Source organism: Aliiglaciecola sp. LCG003, assembly GCF_030316135.1.
Lineage (GTDB): Bacteria > Pseudomonadota > Gammaproteobacteria > Enterobacterales > Alteromonadaceae > Aliiglaciecola.
Genome location: NZ_CP128185.1, coordinates 4157479 through 4179547, shown reverse-complemented (window position 1 = coordinate 4179547; position 22069 = coordinate 4157479). Strand labels below are relative to the sequence as shown.

General features: G+C 41.4%; 24 protein-coding genes. 15 read left to right on the top strand and 9 right to left on the bottom strand.

Going from position 1 to position 22069, the window contains the following annotated elements:
• The first annotated feature begins 48 nt into the window (after positions 1–48).
• The 4 genes from QR722_RS18240 to QR722_RS18225 all read left to right on the top strand — a co-directional run bounded on the left by QR722_RS18240 (position 49) and on the right by QR722_RS18225 (position 4184).
• Entirely contained in the window at positions 49–1275 is a 1227-nt protein-coding gene (locus QR722_RS18240) for an ATP-binding protein (protein ID WP_286284412.1), read from the top strand.
• Between the two features lie 474 nt (positions 1276–1749).
• Complete coding sequence (locus QR722_RS18235) at positions 1750–2217, top strand: ATP-binding cassette domain-containing protein (RefSeq protein WP_286284411.1); 468 nt, start codon at positions 1750–1752, stop codon at positions 2215–2217.
• 21 nt (positions 2218–2238) lie between these two features.
• A complete protein-coding gene (locus QR722_RS18230; RefSeq protein WP_286284410.1) occupies positions 2239–2652 on the top strand; it encodes a hypothetical protein in 414 nt (137 codons plus the stop codon).
• On the top strand, positions 2652–4184 hold the full coding sequence (locus tag QR722_RS18225; protein ID WP_286284409.1) for a hypothetical protein: 1533 nt from the start codon (positions 2652–2654) through the stop codon (positions 4182–4184). The genes QR722_RS18230 and QR722_RS18225 overlap by 1 nt, the downstream gene beginning before the upstream one ends.
• A gap of 483 nt (positions 4185–4667) precedes the next feature.
• On the opposite strand, the gene QR722_RS18220 is transcribed toward QR722_RS18225, so the two are convergent.
• Genes QR722_RS18220 through QR722_RS18210 form a run of 3 tightly spaced genes read right to left on the bottom strand, consistent with a single transcriptional unit; the run spans position 4668 to position 5719 of the window.
• Positions 4668–4943 carry a hypothetical protein gene (locus QR722_RS18220; protein ID WP_286284408.1) on the bottom strand — a complete coding sequence of 92 codons (276 nt, stop codon included), beginning with the start codon at positions 4941–4943 and terminating at the stop codon, positions 4668–4670.
• A complete protein-coding gene (locus QR722_RS18215; protein ID WP_286284407.1) occupies positions 4936–5373 on the bottom strand; it encodes a hypothetical protein in 438 nt (145 codons plus the stop codon). Before QR722_RS18215 ends, QR722_RS18220 begins: the two co-directional genes overlap by 8 nt.
• Before the next feature lie 16 nt (positions 5374–5389).
• Complete coding sequence (locus QR722_RS18210; protein WP_286284406.1) at positions 5390–5719, bottom strand: DUF883 domain-containing protein; 330 nt, start codon at positions 5717–5719, stop codon at positions 5390–5392.
• Between the two features lie 383 nt (positions 5720–6102).
• Here QR722_RS18210 and QR722_RS18205 point away from each other — a divergent pair, with 383 nt between their 5' ends.
• Positions 6103–6885, top strand: a complete 783-nt coding sequence (locus tag QR722_RS18205; protein ID WP_286284405.1) for a BPSS1780 family membrane protein — start codon at positions 6103–6105, stop codon at positions 6883–6885.
• 140 nt (positions 6886–7025) lie between these two features.
• Here QR722_RS18205 and QR722_RS18200 read toward each other — a convergent pair whose 3' ends face one another.
• The 3 genes from QR722_RS18200 to QR722_RS18190 form a co-directional block, all read right to left on the bottom strand.
• Positions 7026–7445 carry a hypothetical protein gene (locus QR722_RS18200; RefSeq protein WP_286284404.1) on the bottom strand — a complete coding sequence of 140 codons (420 nt, stop codon included), beginning with the start codon at positions 7443–7445 and terminating at the stop codon, positions 7026–7028.
• Positions 7446–7557: 112 nt separating this feature from the next.
• Positions 7558–7953: a DUF3718 domain-containing protein gene (locus QR722_RS18195; RefSeq protein WP_286284403.1), complete on the bottom strand. Its 396-nt coding sequence runs from the start codon at positions 7951–7953 to the stop codon at positions 7558–7560.
• Positions 7954–8720: 767 nt separating this feature from the next.
• Positions 8721–9116 carry a DUF3718 domain-containing protein gene (locus QR722_RS18190; RefSeq protein WP_286284403.1) on the bottom strand — a complete coding sequence of 132 codons (396 nt, stop codon included), beginning with the start codon at positions 9114–9116 and terminating at the stop codon, positions 8721–8723.
• 375 nt (positions 9117–9491) lie between these two features.
• Between QR722_RS18190 and QR722_RS18185 the strand changes: the two genes are divergently transcribed.
• From QR722_RS18185 to QR722_RS18175, 3 genes are all read left to right on the top strand, one after another.
• Positions 9492–10187: a cupin domain-containing protein gene (locus QR722_RS18185; protein WP_286284402.1), complete on the top strand. Its 696-nt coding sequence runs from the start codon at positions 9492–9494 to the stop codon at positions 10185–10187.
• 80 nt (positions 10188–10267) lie between these two features.
• Positions 10268–10753, top strand: a complete 486-nt coding sequence (locus QR722_RS18180; RefSeq protein WP_286284401.1) for a DUF3224 domain-containing protein — start codon at positions 10268–10270, stop codon at positions 10751–10753.
• Between the two features lie 115 nt (positions 10754–10868).
• Positions 10869–11834 carry a bifunctional helix-turn-helix transcriptional regulator/GNAT family N-acetyltransferase gene (locus QR722_RS18175; RefSeq protein ID WP_286284400.1) on the top strand — a complete coding sequence of 322 codons (966 nt, stop codon included), beginning with the start codon at positions 10869–10871 and terminating at the stop codon, positions 11832–11834.
• A gap of 12 nt (positions 11835–11846) precedes the next feature.
• On the opposite strand, the gene QR722_RS18170 is transcribed toward QR722_RS18175, so the two are convergent.
• Positions 11847–12611 carry a phosphatase gene (locus QR722_RS18170; RefSeq protein ID WP_286284399.1) on the bottom strand — a complete coding sequence of 255 codons (765 nt, stop codon included), beginning with the start codon at positions 12609–12611 and terminating at the stop codon, positions 11847–11849.
• Positions 12612–13010: 399 nt separating this feature from the next.
• Here QR722_RS18170 and QR722_RS18165 point away from each other — a divergent pair, with 399 nt between their 5' ends.
• From QR722_RS18165 to speA, 4 genes are all read left to right on the top strand, one after another.
• The gene (locus QR722_RS18165) at positions 13011–13451 is read left to right on the top strand and encodes a nucleoside deaminase (RefSeq protein WP_286284398.1); all 441 of its coding nucleotides are present in this window, start codon (positions 13011–13013) and stop codon (positions 13449–13451) included.
• 109 nt (positions 13452–13560) lie between these two features.
• Positions 13561–14025, top strand: coding sequence for a hypothetical protein (locus QR722_RS18160; protein ID WP_286284397.1), 465 nt, complete (start codon positions 13561–13563; stop codon positions 14023–14025).
• 2 nt (positions 14026–14027) lie between these two features.
• Positions 14028–14261, top strand: a complete 234-nt coding sequence (locus tag QR722_RS18155; protein ID WP_286284396.1) for a helix-turn-helix transcriptional regulator — start codon at positions 14028–14030, stop codon at positions 14259–14261.
• A gap of 131 nt (positions 14262–14392) precedes the next feature.
• Entirely contained in the window at positions 14393–16318 is a 1926-nt protein-coding gene (gene speA, locus QR722_RS18150) for a biosynthetic arginine decarboxylase (RefSeq protein WP_286284395.1), read from the top strand.
• Positions 16319–16349: 31 nt separating this feature from the next.
• Here speA and QR722_RS18145 read toward each other — a convergent pair whose 3' ends face one another.
• Positions 16350–17516: a serine hydrolase domain-containing protein gene (locus QR722_RS18145; protein ID WP_286284394.1), complete on the bottom strand. Its 1167-nt coding sequence runs from the start codon at positions 17514–17516 to the stop codon at positions 16350–16352.
• Positions 17517–17657: 141 nt separating this feature from the next.
• Here QR722_RS18145 and QR722_RS18140 point away from each other — a divergent pair, with 141 nt between their 5' ends.
• From QR722_RS18140 to QR722_RS18130, 3 genes are read left to right on the top strand one after another with little or no spacing between them, the layout of a single operon-like run.
• Positions 17658–19034 (top strand): DNA-3-methyladenine glycosylase 2 family protein, encoded by a 1377-nt coding sequence (locus tag QR722_RS18140; RefSeq protein ID WP_286284393.1) that lies wholly within the window; start codon positions 17658–17660, stop codon positions 19032–19034.
• Positions 19031–19516, top strand: coding sequence for a methylated-DNA--[protein]-cysteine S-methyltransferase (locus QR722_RS18135; protein ID WP_286284391.1), 486 nt, complete (start codon positions 19031–19033; stop codon positions 19514–19516). The genes QR722_RS18140 and QR722_RS18135 overlap by 4 nt, the downstream gene beginning before the upstream one ends.
• Positions 19516–20394 carry a DMT family transporter gene (locus QR722_RS18130; protein WP_286284389.1) on the top strand — a complete coding sequence of 293 codons (879 nt, stop codon included), beginning with the start codon at positions 19516–19518 and terminating at the stop codon, positions 20392–20394. Before QR722_RS18135 ends, QR722_RS18130 begins: the two co-directional genes overlap by 1 nt.
• 19 nt (positions 20395–20413) lie before the next feature.
• On the opposite strand, the gene QR722_RS18125 is transcribed toward QR722_RS18130, so the two are convergent.
• Positions 20414–21841 (bottom strand): sensor domain-containing diguanylate cyclase, encoded by a 1428-nt coding sequence (locus tag QR722_RS18125; RefSeq protein ID WP_286284388.1) that lies wholly within the window; start codon positions 21839–21841, stop codon positions 20414–20416.
• Between the last annotated feature and the right edge of the window lie 228 nt (positions 21842–22069).

The following is a 22069-nucleotide window of genomic DNA, read 5'->3' as shown; positions in this document are numbered from 1 at the left end:
TAGTCTAATCCCAAATTAGCGCGAAATGTTATTGTGGATAGACTAGATATGTATTCTCGACTCATCAAGCCTCGTTTACTCGAAGCACAGCAAGATACACCCGTTACTTTACTAGCAGGACCGCGTCAGGCTGGTAAAACAACCCTAGTTAAGCAAATAGCGGTTGAGCAGGGAATGAAGTACATGACATTAGATGATCAGTTAACACTTCTTTCCGCTAAAAACGATCCGGTAGGCATGATAAGAGACTTAGATAGAGCTGTTATTGATGAAATTCAACGCGCTCCAGAATTGCTATTAGCGATTAAAAAGAGTGTAGATGAAGATAGGCGTACAGGACGATTCTTGCTTACAGGCTCTGCAAACATAATGGCAATGCCAAAGGTTGCTGATTCGTTGGCCGGACGAATGGAAACGTTATCTTTATTACCTCTGTCTCAAAGCGAAATAGAGCTACAAACTGCTAATTGGATCGATAACGCGTTTAAAGGGCACATTCTCGAGGCTGCACAGCTATCAGTTGGTGCTGAGCTTATTGATCGTGTTCTAAAAGGTGGTTATCCAGAATCGGTGGCACGACAAACAAGTCGCAGACGAGCTAAATGGTCACAACAGTACATTGACGCTATTATTCAGCGGGATGTTAGAGATATTGCTAATATTGATAAGCTTGATCAATTACCTCGTTTTCTAAGTGCGCTGTGCCAGACCGTGGGCCAAATGTGTAATTATAGTAAGCTTGGCGGTCAAGTCGGCCTTGATGGCAAGACAACATCCAGATATATCGGCATTTTTGAGCAAATGTATTTACTAAAACGAATAGACGTTTGGTCTCGTAATCGGCTCAATCGTGTCGTCAAAACCCCAAAGCTACAATTTATTGATTCAGGTTTGTTGAGCACACTGCTTGATTTAACAACAGATGAAATTCAACTAGATAAAACTCGATTTGGCAATGTACTTGAAACATTCGTTTTTGGCGAACTTCTCAAACATACTACAAATTCTGACGGTAATTATCGCATTATGTATTACCGAGATGCTGATAAAGTTGAAGTAGATTTTGTAATTGAAAATACGATAGGAGATATTGTTGGGGTTGAAGTCAAAGCGTCTGCTACTGTTACCGAGAAAGACTTAAGAGGATTAAAAAAGTTGGCAGGGCTCGCTGGTAATCGTTTTAAAACAGGCCTGTTGTTATATGACGGTACCGAAACTATGCCACTCGGTGAAAACATTTGGGCAGCACCGTTATCATCGTTATGGGGTAGATAGTCTAATGTGATAGGTACTTTATTGCCAGATTTGCATTATCATCAGGTTGCATTATTGAAGGGGGTATAAAGCGGGGTACCGTTTCCAAAGCTTTATGTTTTTCATTTATTATCAATGGTATACATCCCAATGGGCGGCATGATGTAGTAGAGTTTTCACGCTACAGTTGTAGCTCCAGCCATTTAAATAAAAGCCCAAAAAACAATGTTTGGGCTTGTTTATTCTATTTTTTACTTATCTATTTCTTTTTTTCCGCATAATTAAGCGCGTCTTTTCAGTTATCTCTAATTGAAGTGCTACCTAAATGAATATCTTGTTTAAATCCTTTATGGATTTCACCATTAGTTAGTTAAATTCAGCACTATCTGTAAATACTTCAGCTAATAAAATTTTAACTATCTGAATTTAAATGGTTTTATTGTGGCGTCATATTTGCTTTGTAATATCATCTTGAATTATAAGGGAAGTACAACGTTGTTGGATATTCAATCACTAAGCCATCAATATCAAAGTGGAAAAAATTCTAAATTTGCAATCAAAGCTCTGTCGATGCAAGTTGAGCCGGGAATTTTGGGTTTATTAGGTCCAAATGGTGCAGGAAAATCTAGCCTGATGCGTATTCTCGCAACAATAACAAAACCCACTCAAGGCAACATCCTCTGGCAAGGGCAAGATATTGTTAAATCAGCGCAAATATTGAGGGAAGAACTGGGTTACTTGCCACAATATTTTGGGGTATATGATCAGTTATCAGGCATCGAATTTTTGCAATACATCGCTAGCTTAAAAGGATTAGATAAATCAGCTGCGGATCAGAAAATAGAAGACTTACTGAACAAACTCAATCTAACCCACGCTGCACATATGGCACTTAAAGGTTATTCTGGCGGTATGAAGCAGCGTATTGGCATTGCGCAGGCTTTACTAAATGATCCCAAGTGACTTATTATTGATGAACCAACGGTGGGTCTTGACCCACAAGAGCGTACTAATTTTCGCCAGTTATTAACCGAGTTGGCAGGTGAACGATGCATACTATTCTCAACTCATATAGTGGCTGATGTTGAATCCATTGCAGACCGCATTGTTATTATGCATTCAGGGCATTTAATTCAATCAGGATCACCACGTGCACTGCAAGATAAAATATCTAATAAATGCTGGAAACTAACCGCCAATATTAGTGAACTTAAACATATTCAGCATAAATTTATTGTTAGCCATAGTGTGCGTAAAGAAACTATGGTTGAACTAAATATTGTTGCTAATGATTGTCCCGATGCAAGAGCGGTGTTGAGAGCACCATCATTAGAAGATGCTTATCTGTATTTTACTAGCACCTTGCAACCTCAAACGGACTTTGAGAGGGCAAGCTAATGAGTCAAGTTTGGCAATGCATTATCGCTGATTTTAAACAAAGAACGCGCCAGCAAAGTTTTGTAGTAACACTTCTGGCAATGTCAGTATTAACCTTACTTTTTTTTCCTTCACCCGATGCCCATTATCAAACACTGGTGATTAATGGTTATCGTGGCATCTATAATAGCGCTTGGATTGGTGTATGTTTAGCCATGTTAAACGTTTTATTTTTACCGCTTATCTGTTTTTATCTCGTAAAAAATGCCCTTGAATTAGACCGACAGTCAATGACCAGTGAACTCATCGCTGCAACGCCTATTAGCAAGCTGATTTTTTTGTTTGCAAAATGGTGTACTAGTGTCGTTATTTTGGTTTCTATTGTGTTGGTGATGTTATTAAGTAGTATTTTGATTCAATTTTACTATGGCGAAAGTTATCAAATAGATCTTTGGGCGTTAGTTTGGCCACAATTAGTTTTCGTATTGCCTTTGCTGTTAGCAATTGCTGCTATTGCATTAATGTTTGAATCAATAACGTGGCTCAAAGGGGGATTAGGTAACGTTGTTTATTTTTTCTTGTGGATTGGCTCCATAGTTCAAACCATCGAAAGTGTTACTGGGGTGGGAGCAATACTCGAACATTTGGAAGAGGAAGTTGCAGAACGTTTCCCATTGAACCAAGGTGGCACCAATATAGGTGTGAGCATCAGTAATGAAACAAATGAAATAAATACTTTTGTGTGGCAAGGGATAGAGCCAACAATGATGCACCTGCAGGGAGCATTACCTTTACTTTTTATTTGTCTAAGTTGTTTAGTGCTAGCGTTTATATTTTTTGATCGTTTTAGCAAAAACGCTGTTCCTGAAAATAAACGTACTTTATGGTTAACTTTTCCATTAAAAACTAAAGTCGATAGCCTACTTGATACCTATTTTGTTGCATTAACCAAGCATTTTGCTTTTACTCGTTTACTACGATTAGAATTAAAATTAATTCTTAAAGGCCGCTCAGCGTATTGGTTTATTGGTCTGCTGGGGTTAAACATTATTCAATTGTTTATCAGTCAGAATTTACTTATCAGTCTATTTTTACCCATTTCATGGTTGTGGTGTGTTTTAGTAATTTCACAATTAGGTCAATTAGAAAAACAGTCTAATACTAAAGAGTTAATTATTTATAGTAAGCAATCTCCAATTTTACAAAGCTTGGCCAGCTATAGCGCAGCGTGGATTTTATTAGCCTTAGCAAGTATCGGCAGTGTGCTCCGTTTTAGCGGAAGTGCGCAGTGGTTGTTACTTGTTCAATTGATTATCGCCATTTTATTTACAGTATCACTTGCTTATTTTTGTGGCACTTTTACTGGAATAAAACGAATGTTTGAAGTGCTTTACCCTGCACTTTGGTACATAGGACCAATTCAAAGCGCATTGTATGTAGATTTTTTTGGCGTTAATAGCCAACTAAGTTGGGAGGCAGGCGTACCCTATTATTTTCTGGCAATTTCAATAGGTTTGTTAACATTAGCAGTTAGAGCTAAAAGTACAGGCTAGCGTAGCCACATCAATATGATAATCAGACGGTGGCCGGAGAAAGTTTATTTTTTCTACTCGGACGTAAATGAGACCTGACTCAATGTTTTGTGAGGGTATAAAATGGGGGCACCACTAGCTCCGATGGTATTAATTTACTAGAAGCAAATGGTTTAAGGCTGCGTGCAATGAATGATGTAATCATCAACCGGCTTCATAGCCGGTTTTTGATCACTATTTAAGGTAAGCCAGCCCAACAAATTTAGTGGTCATTCAAATATCCCGAATATAGCTTATTAATGAGATTATCAATTCAAACCCAATTAACTAGCTAGCTGCATATTCTCGAGGGCGGGCAATTATCCGTCAAATTAACCTAGCATAATTAATTACTGAATTTGCTTAAGCTTGGTCAAGTTAATCTGACCCTTTTGATTTTACAAAAAAGCCCAAATGATACCATTTGGGCTTAGTCTAAGTCGGAGGTAGCGGGTTGGGTAGAGACTACATAAACCTGACAGCCATTAAGATCATCTGGGTTAGACTCATTGAAGAGCTAGAACATTGCTTGTCATCCTTATCAGCAAAGGCTTCTTTGGATACGCCTAAACCAAACAATGTTGCCAGCACAGCTGGGCGTTTGAGAACTAAATCTCTCTGAAGTTTCAAGGCTTCGCCACGTTTGGCTGCTACAAAGCGGTCGACCTGATACTGGCCGCTGCGTTGCAGCATGATTGTTTTGTGATGACCAATTAACTTTTCTTCCAACCAATCAATCATTTTCATCCTCCAAACCTATTTCTTTACTGCTTTGCATAAATAATTGTAGCGCGCGGTTCATGGTGATCTGCTGACAAACTCGTTTGAGAACCTTCCAACAAATCATAACTGCGACTACGTCTAAACAAAATAAGGCTAGAAACACTAAAGCGAGATGGACTCCAAGAGTGTATAACCCCACACCAATGGCTACATTGACCAGCACAAAGGTGGTTGACAGCACAGCGCATAACAGTAAGCCCAGCAGCAAGGACATTCCCAGTGAGCGCTTGGTCAAACTCCACTCTGCTCCTACAACGTCCTTACCCGCGGCGTATTGCCTACGTAGCGATAACAACCACTCCTCAGCTAGAGGCGCTAAATGTTTTAGCTCCTCTAGCGTAGATGTGGTTTGTTCATCTGGTTTATTAGTGTCCTGCTGTGCTTGCATAATTTAGCCTCATCCCTTAGCGGCGTATAATTTTACCGAAAAGTGCACCGGCAAGAAATACCATGCCAGCTGTGGCAACTGGATTTTCAATAGCATACTTACGGATTGAAGATGCTTCCCAACTGGCCTGAATTTGCTGTTGTTTCTCAGTAAGCGTTTCGGCAGAATGGGTCGCTCCGCTACGAATGGCTTTTTCAGCTGATTCTGCACTATCTGCAAATTTGTCTACTGTATTGTGCAAAGAGTCTTTCAACTTTTCTGCAATGGGTGTCTGAGACTGACCAGCTGTATTGGCTGTTGTCGATGACTTAACATTTGTAGGTTGAGTGGTGTTTGCGTTACTCATAATCTAACTCCTTTTTACTTGCTAAAAGACATCAGGCTCCGTGTGAGCAGCACTGATATTACTTATGTTGCTATTCACTAATCATTACAGCAATACTGATGCCATAAATTAACTCATTGAAATTGATGGTAAAAATATTTTTTTGCATGTATCTGAAGATTTATTCAAGTAAGATTTTCACACTATGTACAAATGTTACATTGGCGATCCATTTGCAGTCGCATGGGAATATCAATTTCGCTGAATAGCTTGTAGGATGCAGAGACATAATTTTTGTGGGGGGCTTAATCTTTGATTTAGTTATATTAATTGGTATTTAAGTGCTGTTTTTTTTTAATCATATGGACTAATCTAATGCTCTTCATAACAAGGAGTAACTAACTATGGAAAACAACGAAAATAGTCCTTATCAAGCACCCGAAGCCGATCTTACTGCTACCACAGAGACAAACGCCCTATTTGCTTACACTGGCCCGAAAAATGTTGGCGCTGGCGCCGGGTTAGAGTGGATTTCAAAAGGCTTTAGTCTTTTTAAACAAGATGTCGGTATGTGGATAGTGACCATGATTGTGGGCTTTTTAATCATGCTGGTGTTTAATTTCATCCCATTGGTTGGTCCCATTGCCAGCATGTTCCTTACTTACGTTTGGCTAGGCGGGTTGATGTTGGGTTGTCAGGCCGCGTCTGAGGGTAAACCATTCGACGTAAAATATCTTTTCGCTGGGTTTACGTATAAGTTTGGAAGCTTGGTATTATTGTCCGTTATTGTAGCCGTGGTGTCGGTGGTTATTATGCTATTAACCATGGGCTCTACCTATTTCAGTTTGCTAACCTCTTCTGGTGATCCTAGCGGCATGCCAGAGATTGGAACCGGCTTTTTCTTGTCTTTCCTAATTGCGATAGCGTTAATGCTACCCTTAGTGATGGCTGCATGGTTTGCTCCTGCCTTGATTGTTTTACAAAACATGCCAGTAGTTACAGCGATGAAAGAGAGTTTTAGCGGCTGTTTGAAGAATATGATCCCGTTTTTAATCTACGGTATTATTATGTTTGTACTCTACATACTTGGTGCCATTCCGTTACTACTTGGTTTATTAGTAGTAGTACCGTTGGTTTTTACATCAATGTTTGCATCCTATCGCGACATTTATTTAAATCAAGACTAAATCTTACCATTCGAACTGGAGCGCTAAGCGCTCCAGTTTTTTGTCTCACTCAATATTTCTTACCCTGCGATAGCCATTGTCGTGGTATCTCATACAACGGTTAATCTATAGCCTTTGTAACTGCTGGTTAGTCATACCGCTCAAACGGACAGACTGACAAACAGCGTTATGGCAATGATTATTAAATGAGGCCCCAAAATGGTAGGCGATAAACCGCTTTTAAGGTAATCGGCAGTTAAACCAAATGCATTCGGGCGATTCGCTAACCAAGCGGTATTGTATTGCATTGGGCTTTGAATTCGCGACCCTGCAAGACCGGCCTCGATAATTAGCAGACGTTGCGAAATTCGATGTTGGAAGGTCTTCCAAATAGCATCTAGCATCCATAGTAAGGTGCATAAAGCACTAATGATTAAATCTAATTTTTGATGGAAGACGAGTAGGCTACATACCGCGACACTAAACAACTTGATTAGCATTGAATATTTTTCGTAGCTGTCGTATTGATTTTGCAACGTGATCCATTCACGTTCGAATCGGTTGGTGTCGTATTTTTCCATGGGGGGCGTCCGTTAATATGTTAACCGACAGTATTGCAGACAAAAAAACGGCTCGCAATGGAGCCGTTCAGTACAAATTGAGTATTTAGACTGTTTGAAGGTCTAGTCTGGCTTAGATGCGCTCGTTTAGCACAGATGCGATAGGAGAATCCATGAAGCCATTCTCAGAAACCCAAGCACGTAAAGTCTTGCCATCACCTTCAGGTGCATTCAACTGACTCTTAGGCATTTTTTTGACTAACAAAGTGCCAGACTCAACTGCGTTGCTCTTAAATGCAGTACGGATCAAGCTCTCACCACCACAAGACACACCTGTGTAGTAGTCTTGCAATTTCAGTCTGAAATCAGATTCAACAAGTTTCATTTTTTTACGTAATTCGCTCTTATCATCCGCTTGTACGATAGTGCAGATATTTTGTAATGCATCGTTCACGTCAGCTTGCGCTTGACCAGTATAGATGAAAGAAGCAGTAGCGATTAGGATAGAAGTTTTAACTATTTTCAACATGGTTATTTCCTCAAAATTTAAATTAAATTGGTGTCGTTCGATGGAGCGCATTAGACGGGATTTTTGAATACTTGGATATAATTTGGTCGATACAAGGGTATGAATTCATGTACCTAAAAAATTAGTTATTGGCTTTTAAAGCTAGGGGATGTCTGTTTAAGATAGTCAGCATTTTTTCTAACAAATTGTTCTATATAAAGTTTTTATAGAGATAAATCTTGGTATTAGACAATAGTATAAGAGCAGTAGTGATATAGAATAATATGGTTTGATTATTATTTAACCGGCCTGTTTTTGAAAAATAATCGACTAATGACTCTGCTATTGATTGGTATATTTTCAGTTTTTTATAGGGAGGTGATAGAGATGGATGAGGATTGTTAGTTTGCATTCGAAACTGATCTACCGAGGGTGCGGCCAATTTCTTGGACGGGTTTATATGACATAACCTGAAGCCTATCAGTACGGTATTGTTCGGACATCTGTTACGAAAGAATGCAAACTGCTGCTGAGTAACCAATGCGAAGTCCTAGCCGGAAAACGGGGTTTGAATAAGCTTAACGGGAGAGCCTAATGCCTGAAGAGGGCTAGCAAAAGTTTGCTGATTAGATTGTGGATGTGAATGAATTTAAACTTGTTCGTGTCTGACGTGGCGATAACCCAACTGGAAATATGTTAACTAACCATATCCAAAACAAAAAAACGGCTCGCAATGGAGCCGTTCAGTACAAATTGAGTATTTAGACTGTTTGAAGGTCTAGTCTGGCTTAGATGCGCTCGTTTAGCACAGATGCGATAGGAGAATCCATGAAGCCATTCTCAGAAACCCAAGCACGTAAAGTCTTGCCATCACCTTCAGGTGCATTCAACTGACTCTTAGGCATTTTTTTGACTAACAAAGTGCCAGACTCAACTGCGTTGCTCTTAAATGCAGTACGGATCAAGCTCTCACCACCACAAGACACACCTGTGTAGTAGTCTTGCAATTTCAGTCTGAAATCAGATTCAACAAGTTTCATTTTTTTACGTAATTCGCTCTTATCATCCGCTTGTACGATAGTGCAGATATTTTGTAATGCATCGTTCACGTCAGCTTGCGCTTGACCAGTATAGATGAAAGAAGCAGTAGCGATTAGGATAGAAGTTTTAACTATTTTCAACATGGTTATTTCCTCAAAATTTAAATTAAATTGGTGTCGTTCGATGGAGCGCATTAGACGGGATTTTTGAATACTTGGATATAATTTGGTCGATACAAGGGTATGAATTCATGTACCTAAAAAATTAGTTATTGGCTTTTAAAGCTAGGGGATGTCTGTTTAAGATAGTCAGCATTTTTTCTAACAAATTGTTAAATATGATCTTTTTTGGGTAAATACAAACCGGCCGTAACCCACGCGTTGGGGCTCAGCCTTTTTGTGTTGACTAAGAGTTAGTGTTATTTTTAACCGATACTGGTTTTATTTCAGTATCAATGGTTGAGTTTGCGACCTATAGGCGGCATAACAGCTGAAGATAAACACCAATACGAGAATACAATGCAGCTTAATGCGAATTTTAGCCAGCGGGTGATTGTGCACACTAGTCAGCAGCCTTGGCAACCGTCTCCTATTAAAGGAGTTGACAGGCGACCTTTGGATCGAGTTGGAGACGAGGTTGCACGTGCTACTAGTGTAGTGCGTTACGCACCGGGTAGTCAGTTCGCCCCTCACGTACATAGAGGTGGAGAAGAGTTTCTGGTCCTTGAAGGAATTTTTCAGGATGAGTTTGGAGACTATCCAGCCGGCACTTACGTGCGCAATCCTCCCAATACTAAACATCAGCCAGGTTCAGCGCAGGGATGCGTCATTCTAGTCAAGTTGTGGCAATTCGAACCCGACGACAATATACAACTGGTTATGAATACTCGAGATGCATCATATAGTGCTGATGCTGAGCAATTAGGCGTCGAGACGGGCAACCTATTTGCTAGTGATTATGAACAGGTTCAGGTTGTGAAACTCGCGGCCAATCAGTCATTTCAGCTATCAACTCCAATGGGGGCCGAGCTGCTTGTATTACAAGGTGAATTTATCGAGCAACAGCAAAACCTGAACCAGTATAGCTGGCTGCGCACGCCAATAGGGGATGAAATCCAAGGTGTATCCGGCGGCCAAGGGGCAGTTTTTTGGCTGAAGTTAGGCCATTTAGGTCAGGTAGAGAAGCAGTTACAACGCTTGGGGATGTTGGACTAATTTTGTACATTTAACGCATTTTCAGATCTGTAATTATATACAGTATGTGCTATGCTAATGTAATACATCGCAGATGATTAATGATCATGTTCAAAAAAACCTTAGCCGCAATGTTTATTCTTATAGTGGGTAACGAACTTGCTGCTGCCAACGATATGGTACAAACCCGTTCAGGAGAGCCAAGCATGCAATCAATAAAAGGTAGCTTTGAAGTCAGCATGTTACCGCAACAAGATAACGAATTTAGTGTTGGGCGAATGACCTTGGATAAACAATACCAAGGCCCAATGGATGGCAATAGCAAAGGGCAGATGTTGAGCTTTATGAGCGGTGTAAAAGGCTCTGCTGGCTATGTGGCGATAGAAGTATTCACTGGCAAAATAGCGAATAAACAAGGCTCTGTGGCTTTGCAGCACTTTGGGAGAATGGATAAAGGTGCCCAAGCCTTAACGATTAGCATCATACCTGACTCAGGAACAGACCAACTTACTGGTATATCCGGAAGCATGGAAATCGAAATAGTCGATGGTAAGCACCTTTATAATTTGAACTATCTGATAAAATAACCCTCAGTTGCAAATACTGCCTAAATATAACTACTTGTCTAACATGTTGATTTTATATATAAGTAGTTATATAAATGATTATGTTGATTGAGGGTTTAATATAACAGCTGACTTTTTGGATGAATTGGGTGAACTCGCGCTAGGCAGTCGCTTGAAGCGCATAAGTGAACGCATGCTGGCGGAGGCTGGTTTGGTCTATCAGCATTACGCTATGGACGTGCAACCCAAGTGGTTCACCTTGTTGGCGCTGCTGGATAATAAGCAACAGGTGAGTGTGGTGGAGGCATCAGAATACTTAGGATTAAGTCAACCTGCTTTAAGCCAGTTTTGCCGTCAACTTGAAAATAAAAAACTCATCAGTTTAACAACCAGCAGCGTGGATTCACGGAAAAAAGTCATAGCTTTATCCGACTTGGGTAAAGAGCAAGTTGCGCGTATGAAGCCTATATGGAAAGCGGTTGATAGTGCAGCCAAACAACTATGTGAAGCCTACGACAATCAGTTTTACCAATCCCTTTTACAATTTGAAAAAGCCCTTGATGAGCAATCATTGTTAGCCCGTACCCATCACTTTTACAATGCCGAGCAGGACACGACTATGCAGCCAAACCGTATTTCGATTGTTGACTATACCCCCCAACGTGCGGCCTTCTTTGAGAGTATTAATACGCAATGGATCGAAGCTATGTTTGTGTTGGAAGAGGTTGATAAACAGGTGTTGCGTGATCCGCAAAAATTTATCATAGACCCAGGTGGTAAAATTTGGTTTGCGCAACACCCAGAATTTGGCATAGTTGGGGCTTGCGCGTTGCTTAGTAAAGGCGAAGGGGCTTACGAGCTTACTAAAATGGGCGTGCTGGAAAATGCCAGAGGCCTCAAAGTAGGCGAAATTTTACTCCAGTACGTTATACAACAGGCCAATAATTTGCCACTGGACTGCCTATTTTTGTTAACCAACAAGAAGTGCGAAGCAGCCATTCATTTGTATGAAAAAAATGGCTTTGTACACGATGCTGACATTATGGCCAAATATGGAGCCAGTTATCAGCGATGCAATGTTGCAATGCGCTGGGTAGGCTAAATGAGCCTAGCTTCAGGCTGTCCCACTTAGGTTGCTGCGCCATTCAGCTAATTCTTTTACCACAGGTTTATTGTGTTGGCCAAGAAAATCCAAAAATGTACCTGCGTCGCGATTAACAATTCGCTCTAACGGAAAACCAATTCGCTTAGCATGGGAAATACTTTGGCCATACTCGCCCAAATTGTAAGCGATATGAGCGTCACTTGAGAACACCACTTTCCAATCTAGCTTGTCGATAAGCTCCATTAATTCGATACAATGGGGCTCACTGCCTAAACGAGAGTGTGTGAATGAACTATTATTAATCTCCAATAACACATTGTTATCTTTGGCGGCGATAATCACTTGTTCAAAATCAATGGGATAATTAGGGTTGCCAGGATGCCCAATGATTTGGCACTCACCGGCTTGAATAGTGTTAATAAGTGCTTTTGTATGCTGTGCCCGACTGGTAGGCGGAATTACCGGTTCGTGGAAACTGGCAATAATGAAATCGAGATAGGGCATCATGCCTTGGGGCACATCTAAACCGCCATCGGGGGGCATAATGTTGGCTTCAATGCCTCTTAGACAAGCTACATTGTCAATTACTCTGGGGATCACATGGCGGTTGCCGAAATGCCATGGATGAGGAGAGTCCGGCATTTCGGGCCCATGATCTGTAAGTGAAAACATTTGCATGCCCTTCTCTTTTGCCTGCACAAAGTAATCATGAACGTTACTGTAGGCATGAGTACTTGCAATGGTATGAGAATGGGTATCTACCAGTATTTTCATAATTAACTGTTTCACTCCTCTTATTATGAATGGTTTTTGAGTCCACGCACTTCAATTTGTTTATACCAGGCCATTCTATCAAAAGTAGCTAAGCAAGAAGCTAATTTATTCGAGAGTGCTGATGTTGGATATCATTCGGTTAATTTTAATCGACTACACAATATACGCTGAATACAACAAACCAGTCTGAGCTATTTGATATTTCTGTCGATTAAATCCTTATCTGCTAGGTGTATCATACTGCCTGGCTATGGTACTTTTGTTATGGTCTGCTTTAATCACCTTGCTGCTACCACTGAATATATTCTGTAATAAGCTAGGCGCGATATTCTGTACACAGCGGTGTAACAAATAAGTAATCATCATCGGTTACCCTTCAAATAAAAAAGGAGTGATATTTTGGACATTTTTATGCAAGCAGCCATCGACGAAGCAGCAAAAGGCCGAGATGAAGGTGGTATACCCATAGGTTCGGTTATCGTCTATCAAAATGAAATTATTGGACGGGGTCATAATCGACGGGTTCAATCCGGTAGTCCGATTTTACATGGTGAAATGGACGCTTTCGAAAATGCCGGTCGCCAACCGGCTCATGTATACAGAGAATGCACTTTGTACACTACGCTATCCCCTTGTTCTATGTGTTCAGGGGCAATCTTATTGTATGAAATACCTAAGGTAGTGATAGGTGAGAATCAAACCTTTATTGGTGAAGAAGATTTACTCAGACGCCGAGGTGTCAATATAAAAGTATTACAAGATCCCACCTGCATAGCAATGATGGAAAAATTCATTATCAATCAGCCAGAATTATGGAATGAAGATATAGGCACAGAGTAATACACGCTATAATAGTTATAAATTAATAACATAATGTTAATAATATTTGACATGATGTTATTTGGAGCATACATTTGTCTTTCTGTCACATGGAGGACACAAAATGGACATGTCATTTAAAGAAAAAAGCACTTGGATCTCATTGATCAGCACCTTGGCTATTTTTGGCAACTACTTTTATCGTGTCTTTGAACTGCAAGGCGTACCCTTGGAAATAAGCAAAGTTGCGATCGTCGGTTTAATGATTAACACCGTGGTTTTAATCATTATTGTCGAGGCGCTGTTTCACTCTATGTTAGCCGCAACCAATTATAAAGCGGCTAAAATGGGCGCTGACGAGCGAGATAAATTGATAGAATATCGCGGTAATAGCATTGGCTACAGTGTATTAGTTGTGGGCGTGCTAGCAACACTAATTCGAATGATTGCGACCGAGTACAACCCCGAAATCGCCAGCAATGAGCATTCATTCGGGATCCCAATGTTGACGGCTCATATCTTAATGCTGACGTTTATATTGTCGGAAGTTGCTCGATTTTCTGGTCAAATATTTTACTATCGCAGAGGTTACTAGCGATGGCTGCTGTACCAATTATTAATAAGGTCAAAGAGAAACGCTTTTTTGCTGATGAGATGACCCAACAAGCATTGGCAGATTTGGTTGGTGTTACACGGCAAACCATAATGGCGATTGAAAAAGGCAAATATTCGCCTTCATTGGAAGTGGCTTTTAAAATAGCCCATGTATTTAACACTAATTTAGACGATATATTTCAATATTCGCCTGAAGATCCAGTAAAGGGCTGTTAAAAAAGGTACACTTTATTGTCATCTGCCAAGTATAATAGCTACAAATAGAGAATACATTTCAATAGGGCAATTCATTTAGAATTGCCCTTTTCAATTAAATAGCAATCGGATGCGCTCACCGGAGTATATGAATGAGTAATAGCGATACATGGTCAATTGACGATGCCGAAAAATTATACGGCGTCAAACGTTGGGGTGGCGGTTATTTTGAAATTGGCCCTAATGGGAATTTGCATGTTACGCCTGATGTTAACAATGAGAAGATGCGCATTGATATCAAAGATGTGATTGATGAAATTCAGCAAGAAGGAATTCAGTTTCCAATCGTGCTGCGTTTTCACGACATATTGCGTTCTCAGGTGGCCTTGCTAAACGAAACATTCATTAAAACCATCAAAGATGCTGACTATCAAGGCAGTTATCGAGGGGTTTATCCGGTTAAAGTTAACCAGATGCGTGAAGTGGTTGAAGAAATTGTCGATGCTGGCCAGCCTTATAACTATGGATTAGAAGCTGGTTCAAAAGCCGAGTTGTTAACCGTGTTGGCATATAATACCGATCCCGAAGCCTTGACTATTTTGAATGGATATAAAGACGAAGAGTTCATTCGTTTGTCTTTGTTGGCACGCAAGCTAGGTCGCAAAATCATTGTGGTCATCGAAAAATTCTCCGAACTGACCATGCTAATTCGATTATCCAAAGAATTAGACATAGAGCCGCTTATTGGTCTGCGTTCAAAAATGACGGTGAAAGGAAGAGGAAAATGGGAAGGATCCGGCGGCGATAAAGCTAAATTCGGACTGACCATTACTGAAATTATTAATGCCGCTCGTTTGCTCGAAGCCGAAGGCATGGGCCACTGTTTCAAATTATTGCACTTTCATATTGGCAGCCAATTGACCGATATCCGTGCGGTAAAAGAAGCCATCAACGAAGGCGCAATGATTTACGCCGAACTGCATCATTTAGGTTTTAAACTTGATTACGTAGATGTTGGTGGCGGCCTGGGCATAGACTATGACGGCAGCAAATCGACTAACGATTCGTCGATGAATTACAATATTCAAGAATATGTGGCCGATATTGTGTTTGGCATGAAAGAAGTCTGTGACTTAGAAAAAGTGCCTCACCCGACTTTAGTTAGTGAAAGTGGTCGAGCGATCACTGCACACCATAGTTGTGTTATTGCTGAAATTGTTGGCGAGATCCGCTCCAACAGTTCACAAATGGATACTAGCGTCGTTGATGATGAGCATATTCTACTTAAAAACATGCGTTATCTAACTGAAAGCATTGAGAAGCAAGAAAATCTGCAAGAGATTTTCAATGATGCGGCGCAATACAAAGAGCAGGCTATCTCAGCATTTAAGCTACGGGTTATTAGCCTGGAAGAATTAGCCAAGATAGAAACATTATATTGGCAAATCATGGAAAGCTTGCAGGTGCTTATGCAAACGGCAGAGTTTGTGCCAGAAGATATGCGTGAATTAGACTACGACTTGTCGTCTCAGTATTTGTGTAACTTTTCGGTATTCCAATCTGCTGCGGATACTTGGGCAATCGATCAGGTTTTACCCATAGTGCCATTAACTCGAATGAATGAACGCCCTACGGTGAACTGTTCTTTGGTTGATATTACCTGTGACAGTGATGGTAAAATTGATCAATTCGTTTTGGAAAAAGGTATTTCCGACGTATTGCCGATAAATAAAATCAACAAAGGTGAAGAATACTTCTTAGGAATGTTTCTTACCGGCGCGTATCAGGACGTGATGGGCGATATGCATAACCTGTTTGGTCGTTTAAATGAAGTGCATATCTTTAGCCATGATGATGACCCATTGGATTTCTACATTGAAGAAGTGGTGACAGGTTCATCGGTAAATGATGTGCTGTCCATTATGCAATATCATCCTAGTTCTATGGCTCAAGCTGTGAAGAAGTTGATTGATAGTAATATTGCTAAAGGCAATATGAAGCCTCGTGAAGGGGTGAAGTGGACTGACTTTTATGAAGATTGTCTGAAAGGCTATACTTACCTAAAAACTTCCAAATAAATCGCTATGGCTAGATGTAACCAAAAGGGCGCTATTTAGCGCCCTTTTTAATGTTTTTTTGCGCCGTCAGCTGTTGCTGATTATGATTATTGAAATACTGTTGCCAAAATTGCGCGGTGAAACCATTGATCAGATTTGATTCTGCATTCATTAACATTGCATAACCTACTTCTTCATCTGGCGCGAAAGATACATCCGCTCGATAGCCTTTAACCCAGCCACCATGATAATTCAATTTATGCCCGTCGAAATCGTAGATCCGCCAACCCATTCCATAATGAGCATCTTTTAGAAACGTACGCCAATCTCTTCGTCGCAATTCTTTAGTGGTTTTGATTTGTGGCGTAGTCACGGTTTCAACCACACTGGGGGGGACAACATTTGGGTATTCTCCCAACATGGCTCTAATCCAGATTGCCATGTCAGCGATACTGGCGTTTACGCCTGCTGCTGGGGTGAAACGATAGTAATCATCTTGTACTTTGGTTTCCCGCCACTTCCTACGAGAGATGGCGACATGGGGTTTAGCCCATTTTTTAGAATTCTGTAAATTCAGCTTACCAGTACTGGCGTTTGGCATCCGCAATGGTTGGATTATTTGGCTTTTAAGCACATCGCTATAACTGCTATGTTGATTGAGATAATAATCTTCCAACACACCAAATAACGCATTTTGATAAGTGTAACACTTGCCGGGCTCGCACAATGGCTCTAATTTGGCTAACTGCCCTAGCACTCGCTTTACAGAGTAATTAGCTTCAATCAGATTATCGTAGGAATTAGGCATGTAGCCACTGGATTGGCTCATGAGATGGGCTAGGGTAATCGGCTTAGGCTCTAAGCGGTTAAAGCCATATTCAGGGGCGATTTCTAACAAAGGTGTTTGCCAGCTTAAATCGGTTTGCTCAACCATTTTTGCCATTAATACACCAGCGAAGGTTTTGGATACCGACGCCAAACGAAAAACCGTGTCACTATCAATCGGCTCGCCACGTTTTTCGGTGCTACCAAAGCTAACCACTTTGGCGGTTTCACCTTTGCGTACAAAGACGAAGATGTATCCGGGAATATTGTGTTTCTGGGCCTGCGCTTGAGTCTTGGCTGCAAAATCATATAGCCAAGTTTCGTCACTGGCAGCGATCCCCGAGCAACTTAAAAAGGTGAGGCAATACAGCCAGTTGGATAATATTTTTTTCATAGGTTGCAGAATAGTAAACAACTCAGCCGCTTTTGGCTACTTTTCGCCAAGAATTTACGAGTATTCACTTCCGTTTTCCGCGCGTTTTTAGGCTCAAGACAGAGTAGACTATCGCTATTCAATAGAGCATAAGAATGCAACATGACGGATACGCAATTATTCCAACAAGCCCGACAAGCCCGCGATAGCAGGTTTGATGGAGTGTTTTTTGTGGCGGTGAAAAGTACCGGAATATTTTGTCGACCTATTTGCCCAGCCCCAGCGCCTAAAGAGCAAAATGTGGAATATTTTTCGTTGGCACCTCTGGCGATTCAAGCCGGCTATCGACCTTGCTTACGTTGCAGGCCAGACAGTGCGCCTGGCTCTTATGCGTGGAAAGGGGTTGACACTACCGTAGAACGAGCCGTCACATTATTAACCTCTTTTCCTGAGTTGACTGTGATACAAATATGCGAAAAATTAGGTGTCAGTGACAGGTATCTACGAGATCTATTCATTCGCAAACTGGGTATCGCACCGAAGAAATTTCGCCTTTATGATCAGTTGTTATTTGCTAAAAACTTGTTGCATAACAGTGGACTCAATATTGAACAAGTTGCGCAAGCAAGTGGTTTTTCCAGCGCTAGACGTTTGCAAGATAACCTTAAAACAAGTTTGCAATTGACCCCGTCGCAAATTCGCAAAAGTGATAATAGTGATTTGACCCGGATAAAACCTACCAACTTACAGCGGCTTTCTATTCGCCTAGCCTTTAGGCAACCCTATCACTGGCCACATTTACGAGATTTCTTAGCTATTCGAGCGATACCCGGTGTGGAAGAAGTCACACAGGGAAGCTACGCCAAAAACTTTAGTTTAGAAGGCGTACAAGGGCATTTTACCGCGATATTTGAGGCGCAAAAAAACAGCTTCTTAGTAGAATTACAAATAAGTGATTTACGTCAAATTAAGGCCGTGGTCTATCATATTCGGCGGGTATTGGACTTGGATTGCGATCCGGATTTGATTCGACAAGGATTATTACAAGCGGGTATCAAGCCCGAGGATCTTCTCGAAGGTATTAGGCTGCCAGGGGTTTGGAGCCCATTTGAAGCGGGTTGCAGGGCAATTCTTGGACAGCAGATTTCAGTCAAAGCAGCTATCAACTTAGTCTCATTGTTAGTGCAGAAGTTGGGTATTCAAGCTGATAGCCTGCTGTACTTCCCCTCGCCACAAGCGGTGGCAGAGTCCGATTTAAACTTTTTAAAAATGCCGGATAAGCGGCGGCAAACATTGCGTGATTTTGCCCGCTATCAGATAGATAATCATGAGCAGTCAGATTTGTCCCAATGGTTAAGAATTAAAGGCGTTGGCCCTTGGACTGTTGCTTATGCACAGATGCGCGGTCAATCTCAGCCCGATATTTGGCTTAATACTGACCTGGTTGTTAAAAAGCAGATAGTTAAAAATGCCCTCAACGATGAGCAAGCTGCACCTTGGCGAAGTTATTTGACATTTCAACTCTGGAGTATGGCATGAGCGAAATAAACGCTTTATATTACCAATATATAGGTACACCAATTGGTGAGTTGGAAGTGTGCAGTAGCCAAACTGCTATTCGGTCTATCTATTTTGTTGATAGCCATCGCCAGCAACAAGAGAATGATATTACCCAAGAAGCGTGTCGTCAGTTACGGGCATATTTTGGCGGCGCATTGACCTGCTTTGACTTGCCGCTTCAGGCCCAAGGCACACCATTTCAACACAAGGTGTGGCAAATGTTAGCGAAAATTCCCTATGGCACCACCTGCAGTTATGCAGATATTGCTCAGCGAATGGATAACCCTAAAGCGGTTCGCGCCGTTGGAGCAGCCAATGGGCGCAATCCATTATCGATTGTGGTTCCCTGTCATCGTGTCATTGGTGCCAACGGCAAACTCACCGGCTATGCAGGTGGATTACCGCGAAAGTCGTGGTTATTAAACTTAGAACACGCTCAACAACAAGGTAACTTGCTCTAATGAGATTACAAGACATCTTCGAATTGGTATTGCTGGCTAGTGTCTGGGGAGCATCGTTTTTGTTCATGCGCTCGGCCACGCCTGAATTTGGTGCATTTGGCTTGGTAATTGTGCGCACAGGGATCGCCGCGTTGTGCTTACTACCCTTATTACTTATTAGTCGTAAAACCGCTATTGTTAGACAACATTGGCGGCCAATATTATTTGTTGGGCTGGTAAATACCGCCATTCCATTTTGTTTATTCAGCTATAGCACAGTGCTGCTGGGTGCAGGGTTAGCTTCTATTTTAAATGCCACCGCGCCAATGTTTGGTGCCATAGTGGCGTATTTATGGTTGAAAGAAAACTTATCCAGCTTGGCTGTTTTTGGTTTGTTGCTGGGCTTCTGTGGTGTGGCCGTTATTAGTTCGGTGCGCACCGGAGTTGAGGTGACAACCGCATTACTGCCGGTCGGTGCGGCGCTGTTGTCAACCTGCGCGTACGGTATTGCAGCCTGCTACACCAAGCAGTTTTTATCAGGGGTGAACACTCTGGCTATCGCAACGGGCAGTCAAGTTTTTGCCACTTTGGCGTTAGCGCCCTTTGCGCTTTATTTCTGGCCAGACACTATGCCGTCCAATGATGCCTGGTTGCAAGTAATAGCATTGGGGGTGTTCTGCACCGGCTTTGCTTACATCTTATACTTTCGCTTAATTGCTAATGTTGGCGCAGCTAAAGCAATTACAGTCGCTTATTTGGTACCGGTGTTTGGCGTGCTGTGGGGCGTGGTATTTCTCAGTGAAGCTGTGTCGCCGCTCATGTTTGTGGGTGCCATGCTGATTTTACTCGGGGTGAGTTTAACCACAGGTGTGGTTAAATTTAGATTGAAAGTCGCTTAAAACAGAAAACTAACAACTTCTAAGCGGCTTTACTCAGTTGCATTTTGACCATGTTACGACCATCTCGTTTAGCTTGATACAGCGCATCATCAGCATAAGCTAACACATCGGTTAAAGGTTTATCGACAGCAGTATGAGATACTCCAAAGCTGGCGGTTACTTGCAAATTTACTGAGCCAGTCGATGCTGTCATGCCGGCTAATCCAGTACATAATTTTTGCGCAACTTCAAATGCTTGTTCAGGTGTGGTGTCCGGCAACAGTAATACAAACTCTTCTCCACCCCAGCGTCCAACGACATCACCGTCACGAAGGTGAGATTGTAGAAACTTGGATATCTGCCTTAACACATCGTCGCCGGCGTTGTGTCCATAGTTATCATTGACGCTTTTGAAATGATCGATATCAATCAAGACTAAACCCACATGACGCTTTTCATCTAACATTTCTGAATAGCGCAATTCTACTTTGTTACGGTTGGGTAAACGTGTGAGGGGATCAGTCTGAAAATTCTTTTGCATATCTCGTTTGAAATAGTAAAGCAGGTGATAAATCATCAAAAACAGTACAAAGATAATAACCAGCAAGGTAACCACACTGATAATGAAACTGCGGCTGATTTCGGTTTGTCTGGCCTGCAGTGGTGTCAGTAAATACATGGTCCAACCGAAGGGATCTACCCCAACCTCAGCAACCAGTACGTCTTTGCCGGCAATGGTTACCAAAGCATTGTTTAGTGACCCGCCGGGTAACTTACTGACATCAAGACTTTGATACCAATCGAGACTCTGTAACGTTTTAAAGGTAGTTTCATCGACGATCAAATCAGGATCCGATGAAAGCGCTATGTTGTCGTCTTGATCGACAAAGATAAAGTCATACCCGTAGCGGCTTTTGTACTGGTCAAAGATCTCTACAAAGCTGTCAAGACTCTTACTGACGCCAAAAAAGCCTAAAAAATTACCATTATCGTCATATACTTTTAAATCGATATAAAAGTGAGGGTCTTCCCATTGGCCGATATCGGCAATGGCATCTTGCTGCCAATCTTTGTATCGGAAATACCAGTCTACCTTTGCCGGATCCAAAACTAATTTGCTGCCATTTGAATTGTATTGCATGCGGCTAATGTCGCTGGCGAAGAAAAACGCCATGGAAAATTCCCGCTCAAGACGTTTTAGCATAGTAAAAACGGCTTGCTCATCAATTTCCTTATATTTCATTAATTCTTTGAGTTCTTTTGCTTTAGCCAATGTTTCAGAAACATGTAGCGGCTTGAGTAATTGTTCGCCAATCAGGGTAATCGCAGGGGAAATGGATTGTTGTTGGGCGCGGCTTTGTTCCGCAACAATCTTAGAAACACTGAAGTGCACCAGAGTGACAATAGAAATGACTACTACACCAAACAATATCAGAATACTACGGTGTAAAGATCGAAAGGCGTTCAAGAGATTTCCATTGTGTATAAATTCCTGCCGTTATATTAACTGGATGAGAGAGAGACTTCTATGCCTAAAATTCAAACATATTTGTAAATTTGAATTTAATTTTAGTCATATTCCAAAACCCGTTGAGAAAACTACTCGCAGAGTACCCATCTGCCCTAACAGGCCTTCAGATAGGGCTTACACATTGGCTGTAATAAACTCTAGATTGGCGTTTAAACTGCCTGCTCA